The organism is Enterococcus sp. AZ020, from assembly GCF_050499205.1.
Taxonomy (GTDB): domain Bacteria; phylum Bacillota; class Bacilli; order Lactobacillales; family Enterococcaceae; genus Enterococcus_L; species Enterococcus_L dunnyi.
The window spans coordinates 699,442-714,991 of the sequence record NZ_JBIPAT010000001.1; the positions used below are offsets into that span (position 1 = coordinate 699,442).

Genomic DNA, 15,550 nt, shown 5'->3' on the forward strand with positions numbered 1-15,550 from the left:
AAAACCTTTCGAAAAACTCCCACATTTCTTCTATTTAATTACTCAACCAAACTAACCTCTCATTTTACAATTGGACGTGTAGAAACGCTACGCAATCTTGAGAACCAACCTACAGCTCTTCGCACTGTAGGCATATCTTTCCCGTAATTTGCTTTATAAATTGTATTGAGAATTCCTTTTTCATCTGGGTGAGCAATCCCTGTAATTCCTTTGCCATCAAAATAATAAAGAGTTGGATCTCCTTCTACTTCAAAAAAGCATGGCATATCGAAAAGTTCTCCTGATGTTGAAATATTGCCATTTGAAATCCATTGGTCTAAATTTAAAATGTCTGTGATAGGATCTTCCCCCACATTTTTTTTAACAGGAAAACCTGCCCAGTTCGCTTGCCAACTATCAGAACCAATTTTTACCCAAACATGTCCATAGCCTCCGCCACCATTTCTATTGACTGCTATGTTTAGCGTACCAGAACCCACTTTTGCAATTCCTTGAGTAGTATACGTGCTAGGAATGTCTTTAGCATTACCTCGCGCCGCATAGGGATTCGGTGCTCCAACAAATTCAAGTACGTTTTTAATCAAACTTACACATTGACCATTTAATGCAGAATTGGACTTATCAACAGTTACTTTCCCAATAAGACTATCGAGAAAACTTCGTACCTCTCCAAGTGTTTTCGCCATATTTTACTACCTCCTAACATTTGTTTTTGTAAGATCTTACAGCGTTAGTATAGTAAATTTTTTTATGTTAAGACTATCCATTCTCTGTTAATACTCTCCCAAGTTGTGCTATAAAATTTTTGTAAAGGAAAAAAGTACGCGTCTTAATATGAAGAAAAAAGTATGAAATCATTACACATGGACTAAATGAAAAAGAAATAACTTTTAGACAACTCTTATTCAATGTCAAAAACCAATGTTTTTGGCATAGACATTTTTACACTTAGTCCTCACTTAAAGAAAACGATCCTTCCACATCTGCTTAAAAAACTGATTTCTCCTTATACTCATAACATTTTAGTCATGTTTTTTTCAAATAATAGTTTTATCCTATATTTACTAGTCCATTATTCAACATAAATAAAATATACACCCAATGTGTCTACAAAGCCACTGTATATAACGATACAGCAGCATTCAATAATCTAACCACACATCGATTTTCATTTTCAAAGTTCATTTTTTTATGAAATCAACATACATCCTATCGAATAGCTTTTACATCATACAAAAAACGCTCGATCATTTCTCAATGATCGAGCGTTTTTTACTTATTGCTTCGCTGCTTCTTCTTGTTCTTGTTTCAAGAATTGATCTGTTGCCACTTTAACAAATGGGATGTAGATCAAGACTGAGATCAATAAGTTGACTGCGGCTAAAACACCGCCGGCAATACTCTTCGTTGCCAAGAACCCGCCGATGATCGGTGGTGTTACCCAAGGTGGCATAAATGTCGCACCTGGCACTAGCCCGCTAGCTGTAGCAACATAAGCTGTTGTTACAAGAACCATTGGTGTGATGATAAATGGAATAAACATGATCGGATTTAATACGATCGGAAGTCCGAACATCACTGGCTCATTGATATTGAAAAGTCCTGGCGCTAAACTTAAGTTTGTGATGACTTTGTACGGTTTGTTTTTGCGCCCTACGATAAAGATTGCGATCAACAGACCTAATGTTGCGCCTGTTCCTCCTAAGTTTACAAATGAATCGAAGAAAGGTTTGTTAACGATATACGGAATTTTTTCGCCCGCTTCAAGTGCTTTGATGTTTGCATCGATCGCTGGTACATTGATCGTTTGCATCAGTGGATCGACCATGTTTGCACCATGTAAACCGAAGAACCATAAGAATGGTGTAATAAATGCCAACAATAATGCTGAAGGATAGCTATTTGCTAAGCCCATAAATGGTTTTTGAACTGCTTCGTAGAATGATACAACGATATTTTCAACGCCGAATCCGAAGAAAATAGATGTGATCAAGCTGAATAAACTGATCGTGATCATCGCTGGCAGTAATGCAGCAAATGATTTAGCCACTGCTGGTGGTACACCATCCGGCATTTTGATCACTAATTTTTCGTTTCCAACTAATCTTTGGAAGATTTCTCCTGAAATAAGTGCAATAACTAAAGCAATAAATAATCCTGTTGCATCCATACCGCTAAGTCCGCCAACTGCGAAGAACGAAGCAACAGATACAGTTCCGGCTGCGATGCCGTCTTTACCATAAGATTTTACTAAATTATAAGCAACTAAAAAGGCAATCAAAACTGAGAAAATAGCAAAGGTACCATTCCAGATATTTCCACCGAAGCTCTTCCAGATCGGTGCATCATTGACAAGCATTGGAAATAGCTTATCCATTAAGTCTGAAAATCCTGGAATCGGTAGGTTATTGATCAGCACTGCAAGTGCTCCTAAAATCATTAACGGCATCGTTACGACAAATGCGTCACGAATAGCCACTAGATGGCGTTGTGCCGCAATCACAGATGCTTTTGGCATGAAGTATTTTTCCATCCATTGAACAAATTTGTTCATTTTGTGTTTCCCCCTAAACAATATTTATCTAAAAAGCAAAATGCTTTTCAAATCGTGTTGACAACGTCCCGTTCAAAAACGTTGTTTTTCTTATTTGTTATCCATACGACGATATAAGTCGATGATTTCTTTTGCCAAGTCAGTGAAGGCAATCGATGTCATCAAGTGATCTTGGCTGTGAACTGTTAATAATGTAACTTCCATGTGGTTTCCTTGTGCTTCTTGTGTTAGCATGCCTGTTTGCGCGTGATGTGCTTGTACTAGAGATTCTTCTGCGTCCTTCACTTTTTGATCTGCTAATTCGAAGTCCCCAGCTTTGGCTGCTGCGATCGCTTCCATTGCATCGCTTTTAGCATTTCCACCGAACATGATCAAACCCATTACTGCTTCTAAATTTTGTTGTTCCATTTGTAAAACTCCTATCCACTTTTTATTTTTTGATTGACTGTTTATTTATCCATTAAAGAGATTGCTTGATCCAATACTTTTTCGCCGTTCATCATACCGTAGTCTGACATATTGATCACATCTAATGGAATTCCTTTTGGTTCTAATTTTTGTTCAAATTGTGATTTCATGAAACGAACTTGTGGACCTAATAATAAGACGTTTACATCTTTTGCTTCTAAGTTATTGTCTGCATCTGATGCTGATACAGCGAAGATATCTGCTTCCATTCCACGCTCTTCTGCTGCTTTTTGCATTTTTGTTACTAGTAAGCTCGTGCTCATTCCTGCTGAACATACTAACATGATTGTTTTTTTGGCCATTTCCTGACACTCCTTCATTTTTTTGTTTGGTGATACTTTTATATAAGCAAGAAGCGTGCCAAAATAAATAAGCAATCAAAACCCATTACTACAAAGGGATTTGACTGCTTATTTTTGTGTACACACTGTTATTTTTCATCATACACACTGCTTAATTGTGTGTGTATTCTGTTGTTGTTTTTATTTTATTTTCTAAAAACATTCTCGTTACATGAGCGACATCCGATTCCGTGAAAGAAACCCGATAGGCCTTTTCGATCACCATTAAATTTGTTCTGGTAACGTCTGCTTCCAAACGGTTCTTCTTCAAGAATGCCGCTAAGCCATCAAATTCTTTGGTCGGTTCTCCTTTTAAACTAGCATCCACTAGAAATGCTAAGTGGATCACGATTCCCGCGTCAACGCCCGGTTCTACAATAATATGCATATCCGTTTGGATTTGATGGACCGTTTTTTGCAGCATGACGATCAGCTTTTGTAGTGAGTCGACGGCTGTAATTGTTCCACTCAATGATTTCACGATTTTTTCTGTTGGAACCTCATCACCGGCAATACGTTTTAGCACGTTCAGCTTCTCATCGTCGAAAATATCGAAGGCTGAGAAAAAGGGAATATTTTGATATTCAACATCCACCGTTCCAGCAATTGCTTTGATCTCATATTCTTCCATCAAACCGTCAATATGTTTTTTAAAAGCTTCGCGTTCCAAAAACTGCATTTGAATGATCTCAACTTTATTTTCATCGATCACAGGTAAGATCCGTTGATATAATTTGGCTGCAACGCCCTCCCCAGTGAAGCACGTGACAACCACCGCTTTTTTGATTTCCTTTTGATTCTGCGGGCTTGTTCGGAATTGTTCTCTAATGATACTTTCAAAGGACATTTGGATATTTTGATAAATATCTTCCAAGCTTCTACCTACACTTGCCATTCGGATCGCTTCTAAAACGATCATCGTACTCGTCATCGTAATGGCTTTTGTACGAATCCCCGTTTCTTCGAAAATCAGATTTCCAAATGAATTCAGTGAACCCATGTCTGTCAAAAGCAGCATGCCATTCGCTAATTCTTCTCGATGCGATAAAACAAAGCTTTTGAGCTGTTCATACATCGTCTGAACTTCCATCGTCAATGGCATGTTCATCGCTACGCCCGTTTCCGTACCCAAAAGTTCCTGCGCTGTTTTCAGCATACTGGAAGCTGTTGAATCTCCATGCATCAATACGACTACACCCACATTATTGACATGGACTTTTTCTTTGTTGCCTAAATTGATCGATAAAAACATACTGATAAAACCGATTTCGTCAAAGGGAATCTCAATATTGTTATCTTCTTCAATAATTGCAGAAAGATCCATTGCGACTTGGAATTCCTTTTTCATGTTTTTGCGTACATTATTTAAATTGGGATGTACAATCACATGTCCTTCCCGCACACGCTCGATCGTGCTTTGTAAATGCAGTGCAAAGGCAAAACGTGCTTTTTCGTTATATGTACGCTCTAATCTTTTTTCAGCAATATCATACAAGCGGTCTGTCAATTTCCAAATATGCTCCGGCAATAATTCTTTGTGCACAGGATTTTGGGTCAATTCATCCACATAGGTTTGGAAATAGGCATCCATATCACTGGATATCAATTGCTCTAAGTCAACGTTTTCTAGTTCATTGGCTGACAGCTTTGCAACTTTTTCTTCGATTTCATTATAAACCTGCATATCACGTGCCGGATCTTGAGACCATACAACTTCGTTTGTACCAGGCTCAAATGAAAGATAATTACTTTTACTGTCTACAAATCGATCCAAGCGATCAGAAACTTCTTTGATTTTCAATAGTCCTTTTTGCACTTGCAGCGGCAAGTCACTTTTTCTAATTACTAAACTTTCTTCATTATGTGTTCGATAATGGAGAAAGGATTTGGCACAAACTAATTTCAAATCACGTTTTACCTGACCGATATTGCCTTCTGCATCATACAGCATGAATGCAAGGATCGCATCACGTTTGATATCGATTCGTTGATTTAAACGGTTAGCCTCCTGCTTGATAAACAAGGAAATGATTTCATACCGCTCATCAAGTGAACGAGCATCCAATGAAGGCAATGTGATCGCCATTGGAATTCGCCGATTGAACGTTGTTAGGAAGCTTTCGGAAGATTCTGTTGTCGCACCAATGATTTGTACCGACGCTTCATAAGTCTGCCCGCTTTCACCTAAAGGACGGTAAATTCCTTTATCGATAAAAGTAAATAGCATTTCCTGACCTTCAGGCGGCAAACGATGAATTTCATCAAGAAACAAAATACCGCCATCCGCTTCAGACATCAAGCCGGGACTATCTTCATTGGCGCCTGTATACGCACCTTTTTTCACTCCAAAAATATGTCCGAAAAGCAATTGAGGATTCTGTGCATAATCTGCACAGTTAAAGGACACAAATGGTGCATCCGGTGCTAAGGTTTTAGAATCGACTGCAAAATGATACATACATTCAGCAAATAGGGATTTCCCTGTCCCTGTTTCTCCAAAAATAATGGTGTGCAACCCGCGAGGCGGATATAAAATAGCGGCTTTGGCTTGCTGGATACTGACTTTCAATGAGTCGTTGGCTCCAACTAAATTGTCAAAGGTCACTTCACTGGAACTATCAACATGAACTTTTTCTTCTTCTGCGGCAATGGAATAGACAACCGGACGCCCGTCACTTTTGATGATCTTGCGTTCTTTGTACAACTCACTTAAATAACGACTAGCATTACTACGGTCGATCATCAATTCTTCAGCAACATCCGCTGCTGTCATCCCTTGTTTTTTCGACTCTAATACTGAAAGAATCTCATCTTTTCTAGATTTCATGGATATCCTCCTTAAATCAGGACCTTTACATCGTTACTCTTTTTGGCCTTGGGACGTTTTTCGTCTAGCCCCTTTATTTTTAGAATTTTTAGGTCTCTTTTTTACTTTCTCTTTTCGTTGTTCAGTTGGGACCTTTTTTATTTTTTCACTTGAAACAGCTCGTTCTTCAGTTAAACTTTTTTCTTTTCTTGTCAAATGCAGCGCACCTTCATAAAGAAAAATTTCTTGAGTGGTCAAGCCTATCTTCTTCAATATACGTTGGTAGTCTCTTTTCGTCGCGTCATTGACAAATGTGATCACAGTTCCAGAAGCCCCCATTCTACCTACTCGGCCAGCTCTGTGAATATAGCTTTCCTCAGATAATGGAACCTCTGTATTGATCACATAAGGCACTGCTTCAAAATCTAATCCTCTAGCAGCAATATCCGTCGTTAAAAGCATGACCGCTTTTTTACTGCTAAACTGGTCGATCGCCAATTTGCGCAATGCTTTATTTTGATCTGAAGCTAAACTGACGACTGAAAGTCCTTCGTAAACTAATTTTTCTTCTACAGCACCTAGATCAGCTACTTGATTAAAGAAAACCATGCCGCGAAAATCTGATGTATAAGACAAGCTTCTTAAATATGCGCTTTTCTTTCGCGGAGATAGGTTCATATAATAATGATTGACCGTTCCAGCAGAATGATCTTCATCCGTCACATCGATGATCGTCAGCTGCTCTGCTAGTTTCTGTGCTTCTTCATTTACTCGATCCGCTGTCGCAGAATAAAAGACAAGCTGAAAGTCGGTCGGAGCGCTAGTCAAAATCTGTTTCGTCAAATTCATTTCTTTTTCATGGAACAATTGATCGACTTCATCCATCACGATCGTTTTCAGTAGGTGGCTTTTGATTTTTTTAGCTTTGATCAACTCCAGCACACGTCCCGGTGTCCCTACTAAAATTTCTGGTTTCTTTTTTAGCTTTTCTACTTGGCGGCTAACGTTAGCACCGCCGATCAACAATTGTGTTTTTAGCTCAAGTAGTGATGCCCAGTCACGAACAACCTGACTGATTTGCATAGCCAGCTCTTGTGATGGTGCTAGAATCAGTAACTGACTCCCTTGTGCTTTTTCTACATTTAGAAGAAGAGGCAGTACATAGGCTAAGGTCTTTCCTGAGCCTGTGGGTGAAATCCCTAAAACGTTTTGCTTTTCTTTAAGCGGCTGAAAGCTTTTTGCCTGGATGATCGACGGCTCGCTAAAACCAGAAGCTTGCCAATGTTCTTGCCAAGCTTCTGGTGTATTCTTGATAAATGTCATAGTAATCCTTTCTTATTTAAAACGATTTATTCTTTATCCGCATCAAAAACAATGCCGGCACTTTTTCTTAAGGTTGTTAATACTTTATTGACATTGCGTGATAACTCCACCCATTCTTCGTAACGGGCACCCTGAACTGGATCATTAGGATTTTCGAGAACATCCGCAAAATCGTGTGCTTCTTCGATCATTGGATTTTCTTCTGTCGTAATCGAAATGATGTCACGTTCTTGGTGATTGCGGTCATGAAATTCTGCTTTACTGATTGCATTTACACTATCTAAAATCAACGTGCCGCCTTCAAAATAAATTTCAGAATCTAAAAAGGCATCTGCATTTTTACCCGTTTGCAGTGTTACATCAAATAGGTCATAGCGTAATATTGCCGTGCCCATACCATCGACGCCTGTCGGCAGCTTACGGGCAAAATAATGACTTTCATTTGGCATACCGAACCAACCGACTGCTGCATACACTAGGTAAACACCTAAATCAGCGATTGCTCCGCCAGAAAAATGTGGAGAAAAAATATTTGGTTCTTGTCCAGCTAACACTTGGTCGTAGCGGGAAGAATATTTCATATAGGTAAAGTTTGCACCCATGATTTGGTTTTTAAGTGGTAATAAGTCTGCGATTTTCTTAAAGCTTTTTTCATGAACATTTCGAGCAGCTTCAAAGAAAAATACCTTTTGTTGATTCGCTAATTCAATGATTTCAGCCATTTCTTCTGGTGTAGAAAAAGCTGGTTTTTCAACGATGACATTTTTCCCTGCCAAAATCCCTTGTTTCGCTTGTTCAAAATGTAGGGAATTAGGTGAAGCAATATATACAGTATCCATGTGTGCAATGCCAAAGAACGTTTTTAAATCAGTTGCATACTCTACATCGCCATATTCTGCACCAAATTTTTGTGCCGTTTCTAATTTGCGTGAATAAACCGCTGTTAAATCATAACGATTTGTTTCTAATGCTGCTTTGACAAATTGATGGCTTATCCAGTTTGTTCCAATAATACCTAAGTGAATCATCTTTACCCTCACCTTTCTGAATTTGGATCTTCAAACTTCTTCATTACATCAAATGGGACTTGATGTGCTACTGCTATTGTATCAGGTGTAACAAGACAATTGTAAGCAATGACGCTTAACCCTTGTTTTTGTCCTGATAAAATCATTTCCGCTAATGCTGGCTGCATCATTGTATGGATCGTTGCTTCCTGAATATTTTGAAACTGAACAACAAACAAAACATAACTTTGATACCCTTCTTTAAGTGCTTCGATCAGCTCTGTCACATGCTTTAGGCCACGGAGCGTCGGTGCATCAGGAAATGCACCGATTTTTTGATTTTCTAGCGTCATTCCTTTGACCTCAACAAACGCTTGATTGCCTGTATCTGTCTCTACTAGTATATCAAACTGTGAATGAGCGAAGCGTTTTTCTCTCTTGACAGAAGTGATCTTTCCTTTAAGTTCAGGCAAAACAATCGTACCGTCTAAAATTGCTTGACTTGCTAAAGCATTAGGAACCTGACTATCGATATTGAACCAAGCATCCTGTTTTTTTACTGCGATCAGATCGTACGCTGTTTTTCTTTTTGGCGACGGTTGATAAGATAAGGCAACTTCCACCTCTGGATAGAACAATTCCTTACATCGACCAGTGTTTTTCACATGAACGGTCACGATTTCACCAGTTGCCTGAATCCTGCAGGTGGCAATGAAACGATTTGGTCTATCTATAAAATGTGCTAAATGCACGTTTGGATATGTGATCATTGTAACACCCTCTCATCAAAACAATACCATATTTCGACTGAAAAATCATTGTCAAACTTTTCATTCAATTTTATGTGCCATGCGTTCATTAAGTTTTTTTATAGGAAAAGATTTTCCAATAGTCGGTTCTTGTGTTTCATGCTATGATTGAGCTAGAGGGGATTGATAGTATGAAAAAACACTGGTCATTATTTTTAGGCGCATCACTTATTACTGGAATCGCTGGCTCGTTGTTTTTGAAAAAGCAACAAGAAAAACAACAAACAGGTACTAGTATTCCTAATTTATATAAAAGTTATATCGGTAAATGGTGGTTCGTCAATAAACAAAAAGCAACACAGCATACGTTAAGTATCGAAGAGGACTTACAAATCAGCATCGATGGGAAAAATCTCGATCATAGCTTGATCGAATTAACAAGTAAGCGCTTAGTTGTGCAAGATGAATATGGGTATCATTTGATCGTCCAATGTATCAATGATGAACCTGTATCTTTGTATGATGAAGCGGATGATGCGACGTACGTTTTAGAGAAAATCACTACTTTAAATCAAGAATAACAAAAAAATTCTGATCTTATTCAGAATTTTTTTGTTAAAGATCGCTATTTACCTCTAAATTATTAACTAGAACATAAAAGAAGCCTGTACTCAAATCTCTTTTCTTATCATTTTTTGTACTTTCAAAAAAATACCAATCATTATAAAAAACACACCTATCAAGAGCCAAGGTGCAATAGAAAAAGATTTCTTTTTTTGTGCTGCTTTATTAGTATTTTTTTCATTTGAGACTTTGGAAACAATGTCAAACTCCACTTTCCCTGTCTTTAAAATATCACATGCATTCGCATAATTTCCTAAGCCGTCACTAGCTCTTAGATACATCTTTCCAAGCTCACCTTCTCGTTTTAAGTCAATGCTAAAGTTCCCTTCACTATCAACTACTGTTTCCTGATAATGGTAATCTTCCTGATCCGTATAGAATAATTCAATTCGACAAATATTCTCAAGCTTAGGCATTTCAACTTTTCCAAACAGTTTATTATTCTCTTTATCATGATTTACTTCTTTAAAAAAAATGGTTGGTACATCACTTTCAACTAAGTACGGAACATTTTTATAATGATAAATGATCCCTTCTTCGGAGGTAAAACACAGGTCAGCAAAGTATATTCCTGTTTTATTTGTATGAACTGGATTTTTTTCATAATACATGTCCCTTATTTTAATAGAATCACGATAATAAATCGTTTCCATAAAACCGCCATACTGATTTGTAGGACCGTCTACTACAAACTTTGAAAAATACATATAAGGTTCTTTTTCATAAGGATATTCTAAATAAATCTCGCCTTTGTTCTTTTTACTACGCGTTGTTTGCCCGTTTAATAATTGCTTTAAGGCATAATGGCTAGTTAGTTCAACCGATGGATCAAACGCAGAAAAAGAAATTGTTTCTGCATAACCTAAAGTTGGTATCATAATCGCAAACAACAGTACAACTACTATAATTATTTTTTTCATAAAAAAACTCCTTTTGTGTTACACCATCCGTAACGAAAATGTAACACAAAAGAAATATTATCGAAATCAAAAACAACGATTTTGTCATGTTCTTAATTCTTTTTTAATAAAGTAACAGGTTTAACTTTATTTATTTTGAATTGATGTATGTTTTCAAAAAAACTAAATGTATTAAAGATCCTCAATTACTTTACGTTCCGTTGTTTTGCTTAATTTGCCTTCTCTTTGCCTCAATTCTGCTTCAATAGCATCTAGAGAAATTTCCTTCTCCGCCAGTAAGACTAACATGTGATAAATCAAGTCTGAGGTTTCTGCAACTAATTCTGCTTGATCATTTTTTGCTGCAATGACTACCTCAGTTGCTTCTTCTCCAACTTTTTTAAGAATCTTATCTAGACCTTGATCAAATAAATAATTTGTATATGAGCCGGTTTTTGGTTCTTTTTTCCGTAATAGAATTTCTTCATATAATTGTTCGATCATCATTATGCTCCTTTCAAATAATTACATTATAAAAACAGCTATGAGCACCTGTATGACAAGCAGGTCCCGTCTGTTCTACAGTGATCAGTAATGTATCTTGATCGCAATCCAGTACAATTTCTTTGACCTTTTGCTGATTTCCGCTTGTTTCGCCTTTGTTCCAGAGCTTTTGCCGTGAACGAGAATAAAACCAAGTCTTTTTTGTCTCCAGCGTTTTTTGATAGCTCTCTTCATTCATATATGCCAGCATCAACACATCTTTGCTGCTTTCTTCTACAATGATCGCTGGTACTAATCCTTTAGAAAAATCTGGCTTCATCGGCGCACCTCCACTCCGTTGTCTCTTAGTGTTTCTTTCAAGGTTGGTATTTTGACCTCTCCATAATGAAAAATACTTGCAGCTAACGCTGCTGAAACCGTCGTCTCTTTAAAGACTTCTACAATATCTTCAGCATTTCCACAGCCGCCAGAAGCGATGACAGGAACATTGACCGCTGCACAAATCGCTTGATTTAAAGCAAGATCATATCCTTTTTTAGTACCATCGGCGTCCATACTTGTCAATAAAATTTCCCCTGCACCTAAAGCAACTGCCTTTTTAGCCCATTCTACTGCATCCAGCCCAGTATCTTCACGGCCGCCCTTTACAAAAACATGCCAGGAATCACCTGTTTTTTTCGCATCGATCGCCACTACGATACATTGGGAACCGAATTTTTCAGCACCTTCTTGAATCAAAGCAGGTCGACTGATAGCTGCCGAATTAAGAGATATTTTATCTGCACCTGCTTGTAGCAGCTGTTTCATCTCTGAAACAGAGCGAATACCTCCACCTACTGTCAAAGGAATAAATACTTCCGCTGCTGTTCTTTCAACAACCTCGACCATTGTTTTTCGTTCATCACTGGTCGCTGTAATATCCAAAAAAACAAGTTCATCTGCCCCTTGTTCGTTGTATGCTCTCGCAATATCAACGGGATCGCCCACATCCTTAAGATCTACAAAATTGATCCCTTTTACGACACGCCCTTCAGTCACATCCAAGCAAGGTATGATTCGTTTAGTCAGCACTATTTTCCACCTCCAGCATATCTGCTAATGTGATCGCCCCATTATAGAAAGCCTTCCCTACGATCGCCCCATAAAGGTCCAACTCTGCTAAATCAGTCAAATCTTTTTTACAACTAACACCGCCGGAAGCAATAAGCTTCATTTGCGGCACTACTTTTTTTAGTTCTTGGTAGTGTTCGATCGTTGGTCCTGTCAAGGTGCCATCTTTTGCGATGTCGGTGTAAATGATCGTCTGGACACCGATTGCAGCCATTTCTTTCGCTAATTGTAAGTAGTCTGTTTCACTGACATCCAGCCAGCCGCTGACTGCAACTCGCCCTTCTTTCGCATCGATCCCTACTGCAATTTTATCGCCATACTTTTCAACCGCTGATTTAACTAAGTCTGGATCAGTCAATGCAGCAGATCCGATGATCATTCGATCGATCCCTAGTGCTGCATACTCATCGATTTGCTTTAATGTCCGAATACCTCCGCCAACTTCAATTTTGATCCCTGTGCTTTCTTTCATCTGCTGAATCAATGAAGCATTTGCTGCCTGTCCCAATAATGCCCCGTCCAAATCCACGACGTGGATCATCTGGATACCAGCCTTGTGAAATTCATTGACTTGAGCTAATGGGTCTTCATTTACGATCGTTTTCTTTGAAAAATCTCCCTGGACTAACCGAACTGCTTTTCCTTCACGAATATCAATCGCTGGTAATACGTGCATCAATAATAACCTCCTTAAACCCTTGTAAAATGGTCAATCCTTCATCACTACTTTTTTCTGGATGAAACTGTGTGCCAAAAATATTTCCTTTTGAAATCATCGCAGGTACTTTGATCGAGTATTGTACAAACGCATCGATGACATCCGGTTCACAATCAGCATAATAAGAGTGAACAAAATAAACATATTTTCCATGTACTTCTTTTGTGAGTGGTGTGTCATTTGTCACGACCAATTCATTCCATCCCATATGCGGAACTGGCATTGCAGGATCTTCCGGCAGTCGCTCACAGATGCCTTCGATCAATCCCAAGCCTTCTGTAAACCCATTTTCCATACTGCCCTCCAATAATAGCTGCATCCCTAAGCATACGCCTAATATTGGTGTTCCTCGCTGAGCTGCTTCTTTGATCACTTCTACTAATCCGCGTTGTTTTAATTCTTTCATCGCTAAAGAAAAAGCACCCACACCAGGTAAAATCAGTCCTTCTGCAGCTAAAATTTCTTGTGGATCTGCAGAAATTTTATTTTCAAGTCCTACGTGATTTAAGGCTTTTTGAACATTTCGTGTATTTCCTGTATCGTAATCAATGATAATGATCATCTACAAAATTCCTTTCGTGGAGTTGACTCCCTGAATCTCCGGATTTTCTGTTATCGCTTCTCGTAATGCGCGACCCGTTGCTTTGAACAATGCTTCGATCTTATGGTGTGTATTTTTTCCATGTAGAATTTTTAAATGTAGATTCATTTGTGTATTGAAAGCCAGCGCTTGGAAAAATTCTTCAGTCAATTCTGTATCGAATGCGCCTAATTTAGGATTATCAAAGTCTGCATCAAATACTAAGAATGAACGGCCGCTCAAATCCAGTGAAGCCATTCCCAATGTTTCGTCCATCGGTACAAAGCTTGTTCCATAACGATTTATTCCTTTTTTATCTCCTAACGCATCCTTTATACACTGACCCAAAACAATTCCTACATCTTCTACCGTATGATGGCTGTCCACCTCCAAATCGCCATTCACGTTAACTTCTAAAGAGATCCTACTGTGACGAGCAAACAATGTCAGCATATGATCGAAAAAGCCAACACCAGTTTGAATAGTTACAGGTTCTTGCTGATCTAAATTCAACCTTAATTCGATCTTCGTTTCTGCAGTGCTTCTGTTTAATGCTGCTGTTCTCATATTCTTTCCTCCTTACCTTTATTCAAAACGATAATCAACGGCGCGAGCATGAGCTTCCAGGCCTTCTTTTCTAGCTAAAATAGTCACCGCATCTTTCGCATTTGCTAATGCCTCTTTTGTATAGTATGTCACCTGACTATATTTTACGAAATCGTAGACCCCTAAAGGCGAATAAAATTTTGCTGTACCGCTTGTTGGCAACACATGATTTGTACCAGAAAAATAGTCGCCCACAGGTTCACAGGCATAGGCACCTAAAAAGATGGAGCCGGCATTTTTTATTTCATGTAAGAAGCTCATCGGATCAGGAAGCTGAACTTCCAAATGCTCTGGAGCGATCTCGTTCATGACGGTAAACATTGCTTCGATTGTAGGAACGATAATAATTTGACCCTTATTTTCAATAGATTGCTCGGCAATTTTTCTACGTGGTAGTGTTTGTAATTGTTTATAAACTTCTTTTTCTACCTGATCTGCCAGTCGTTCAGAAGTCGTCACCAAGATCGCTCTCGCTAAGACATCGTGTTCTGCTTGAGAAAGTAGATCTGCTGCTATATACACTGGATTCGCTGTTTCATCTGCCAAAATTCCGATTTCTGAAGGCCCCGCGATCATATCGATACCGACTAAGCCAAATACTTGCTTTTTAGCAGTGGCTACGTAAATATTTCCAGGTCCAACGATTTTATCCACTTTAGAAATACTTTCCGTGCCATAAGCTAGTGCAGCTACGGCTTGTGCGCCGCCCACTTGAAACACTCGGTCAACTCCTGCAATTTTTGCTGCTGCTAAGATCACATCTGGAATACCCGAGCTTGTCGGCGGCGTGACCATGATGATTTCCTTTACTCCTGCGATCTTTGCCGGCAAGACATTCATCAATACAGAAGAAGGATATGCTGCTGTCCCGCCAGGCACATACACCCCTACCCGTTCTAAAGGTAAAACCAATTGTCCGCGTATCACACCTGACTTTTCACTGTCCATAAAATTAGACTGCTTTTGCTTTTCATGGTAACTGATGATATTTTCTTTAGCCTTTTTTAAGCTGTCGATCACTTCTTTTTCTACACGAATATAGCCTTGTTCGATCGTATCCTTACTAACCTCCAGCTCTGTTAGTTCGACGTGGTCGAATTGGTTGGAATAGCGTCTAAGTGCCTGATCCCCATATTGTGCAACTTCTTTAATGATTGTTTCAACTTGTGCTTCTACTTCCAGTGTATCATTTTGTACTTGCGTATGTTCACGTTGCAATGCTGTTAAAATTTCAGATGCTTCTCCTTTTAATCTTTTCATC

General features: G+C 38.7%; 17 protein-coding genes. 1 reads left to right on the forward strand and 16 read right to left on the reverse strand.

Annotation, left to right across the window (positions count from 1 at the left end; all coding sequences use genetic code 11):
* Positions 1 to 59 precede the first annotated feature (59 nt).
* The 8 genes from IGI58_RS03320 to sfsA form a co-directional block, all read right to left on the reverse strand.
* Positions 60 to 686 (reverse strand): hypothetical protein, encoded by a 627-nt coding sequence (locus tag IGI58_RS03320; RefSeq protein WP_429954473.1) that lies wholly within the window; start codon positions 684 to 686, stop codon positions 60 to 62.
* A gap of 590 nt (positions 687 to 1,276) precedes the next feature.
* The gene (locus IGI58_RS03325; protein ID WP_429954472.1) at positions 1,277 to 2,554 is read right to left on the reverse strand and encodes a PTS sugar transporter subunit IIC; all 1,278 of its coding nucleotides are present in this window, start codon (positions 2,552 to 2,554) and stop codon (positions 1,277 to 1,279) included.
* A 90-nt stretch (positions 2,555 to 2,644) separates the two neighbouring features.
* The gene (locus tag IGI58_RS03330; protein WP_087641064.1) at positions 2,645 to 2,962 is read right to left on the reverse strand and encodes a PTS lactose/cellobiose transporter subunit IIA; all 318 of its coding nucleotides are present in this window, start codon (positions 2,960 to 2,962) and stop codon (positions 2,645 to 2,647) included.
* Positions 2,963 to 3,003: 41 nt separating this feature from the next.
* Positions 3,004 to 3,324 (reverse strand): PTS sugar transporter subunit IIB, encoded by a 321-nt coding sequence (locus IGI58_RS03335; protein ID WP_087641063.1) that lies wholly within the window; start codon positions 3,322 to 3,324, stop codon positions 3,004 to 3,006.
* A gap of 151 nt (positions 3,325 to 3,475) precedes the next feature.
* Positions 3,476 to 6,190 (reverse strand): sigma-54-dependent transcriptional regulator, encoded by a 2,715-nt coding sequence (locus IGI58_RS03340; RefSeq protein WP_429954471.1) that lies wholly within the window; start codon positions 6,188 to 6,190, stop codon positions 3,476 to 3,478.
* A 33-nt stretch (positions 6,191 to 6,223) separates the two neighbouring features.
* A complete protein-coding gene (locus tag IGI58_RS03345; protein ID WP_429954470.1) occupies positions 6,224 to 7,492 on the reverse strand; it encodes a DEAD/DEAH box helicase in 1,269 nt (422 codons plus the stop codon).
* Between the two features lie 26 nt (positions 7,493 to 7,518).
* The gene (locus IGI58_RS03350; protein ID WP_429954469.1) at positions 7,519 to 8,520 is read right to left on the reverse strand and encodes a Gfo/Idh/MocA family protein; all 1,002 of its coding nucleotides are present in this window, start codon (positions 8,518 to 8,520) and stop codon (positions 7,519 to 7,521) included.
* Between the two features lie 8 nt (positions 8,521 to 8,528).
* Entirely contained in the window at positions 8,529 to 9,266 is a 738-nt protein-coding gene (gene sfsA / locus IGI58_RS03355) for a DNA/RNA nuclease SfsA (RefSeq protein WP_429955378.1), read from the reverse strand.
* Positions 9,267 to 9,439: 173 nt separating this feature from the next.
* Between sfsA and IGI58_RS03360 the strand changes: the two genes are divergently transcribed.
* Positions 9,440 to 9,829 (forward strand): DUF4828 domain-containing protein, encoded by a 390-nt coding sequence (locus IGI58_RS03360; protein ID WP_429954468.1) that lies wholly within the window; start codon positions 9,440 to 9,442, stop codon positions 9,827 to 9,829.
* Between the two features lie 90 nt (positions 9,830 to 9,919).
* Here IGI58_RS03360 and IGI58_RS03365 read toward each other — a convergent pair whose 3' ends face one another.
* The 8 genes from IGI58_RS03365 to hisD all read right to left on the reverse strand — a co-directional run bounded on the left by IGI58_RS03365 (position 9,920) and on the right by hisD (position 15,549).
* Positions 9,920 to 10,792, reverse strand: a complete 873-nt coding sequence (locus IGI58_RS03365) for a hypothetical protein (protein ID WP_429954467.1) — start codon at positions 10,790 to 10,792, stop codon at positions 9,920 to 9,922.
* Between the two features lie 171 nt (positions 10,793 to 10,963).
* Positions 10,964 to 11,275, reverse strand: coding sequence for a phosphoribosyl-ATP diphosphatase (gene hisE, locus IGI58_RS03370; RefSeq protein WP_429954466.1), 312 nt, complete (start codon positions 11,273 to 11,275; stop codon positions 10,964 to 10,966).
* 13 nt (positions 11,276 to 11,288) lie between these two features.
* Positions 11,289 to 11,594 (reverse strand): phosphoribosyl-AMP cyclohydrolase, encoded by a 306-nt coding sequence (gene hisI, locus IGI58_RS03375; protein WP_225533694.1) that lies wholly within the window; start codon positions 11,592 to 11,594, stop codon positions 11,289 to 11,291.
* A complete protein-coding gene (gene hisF / locus IGI58_RS03380; RefSeq protein WP_429954465.1) occupies positions 11,591 to 12,346 on the reverse strand; it encodes an imidazole glycerol phosphate synthase subunit HisF in 756 nt (251 codons plus the stop codon). Before hisF ends, hisI begins: the two co-directional genes overlap by 4 nt.
* Positions 12,336 to 13,061 carry a 1-(5-phosphoribosyl)-5-[(5-phosphoribosylamino)methylideneamino]imidazole-4-carboxamide isomerase gene (hisA, locus tag IGI58_RS03385; protein ID WP_429954464.1) on the reverse strand — a complete coding sequence of 242 codons (726 nt, stop codon included), beginning with the start codon at positions 13,059 to 13,061 and terminating at the stop codon, positions 12,336 to 12,338. Before hisA ends, hisF begins: the two co-directional genes overlap by 11 nt.
* Positions 13,039 to 13,665 (reverse strand): imidazole glycerol phosphate synthase subunit HisH, encoded by a 627-nt coding sequence (gene hisH, locus IGI58_RS03390; RefSeq protein WP_429954463.1) that lies wholly within the window; start codon positions 13,663 to 13,665, stop codon positions 13,039 to 13,041. The genes hisA and hisH overlap by 23 nt, the downstream gene beginning before the upstream one ends.
* Positions 13,666 to 14,250: an imidazoleglycerol-phosphate dehydratase HisB gene (gene hisB / locus IGI58_RS03395; protein ID WP_429954462.1), complete on the reverse strand. Its 585-nt coding sequence runs from the start codon at positions 14,248 to 14,250 to the stop codon at positions 13,666 to 13,668. It lies immediately after the preceding gene.
* Positions 14,251 to 14,268: 18 nt separating this feature from the next.
* Complete coding sequence (gene hisD, locus IGI58_RS03400; RefSeq protein ID WP_429954461.1) at positions 14,269 to 15,549, reverse strand: histidinol dehydrogenase; 1,281 nt, start codon at positions 15,547 to 15,549, stop codon at positions 14,269 to 14,271.
* Position 15,550 lies beyond the last annotated feature (1 nt).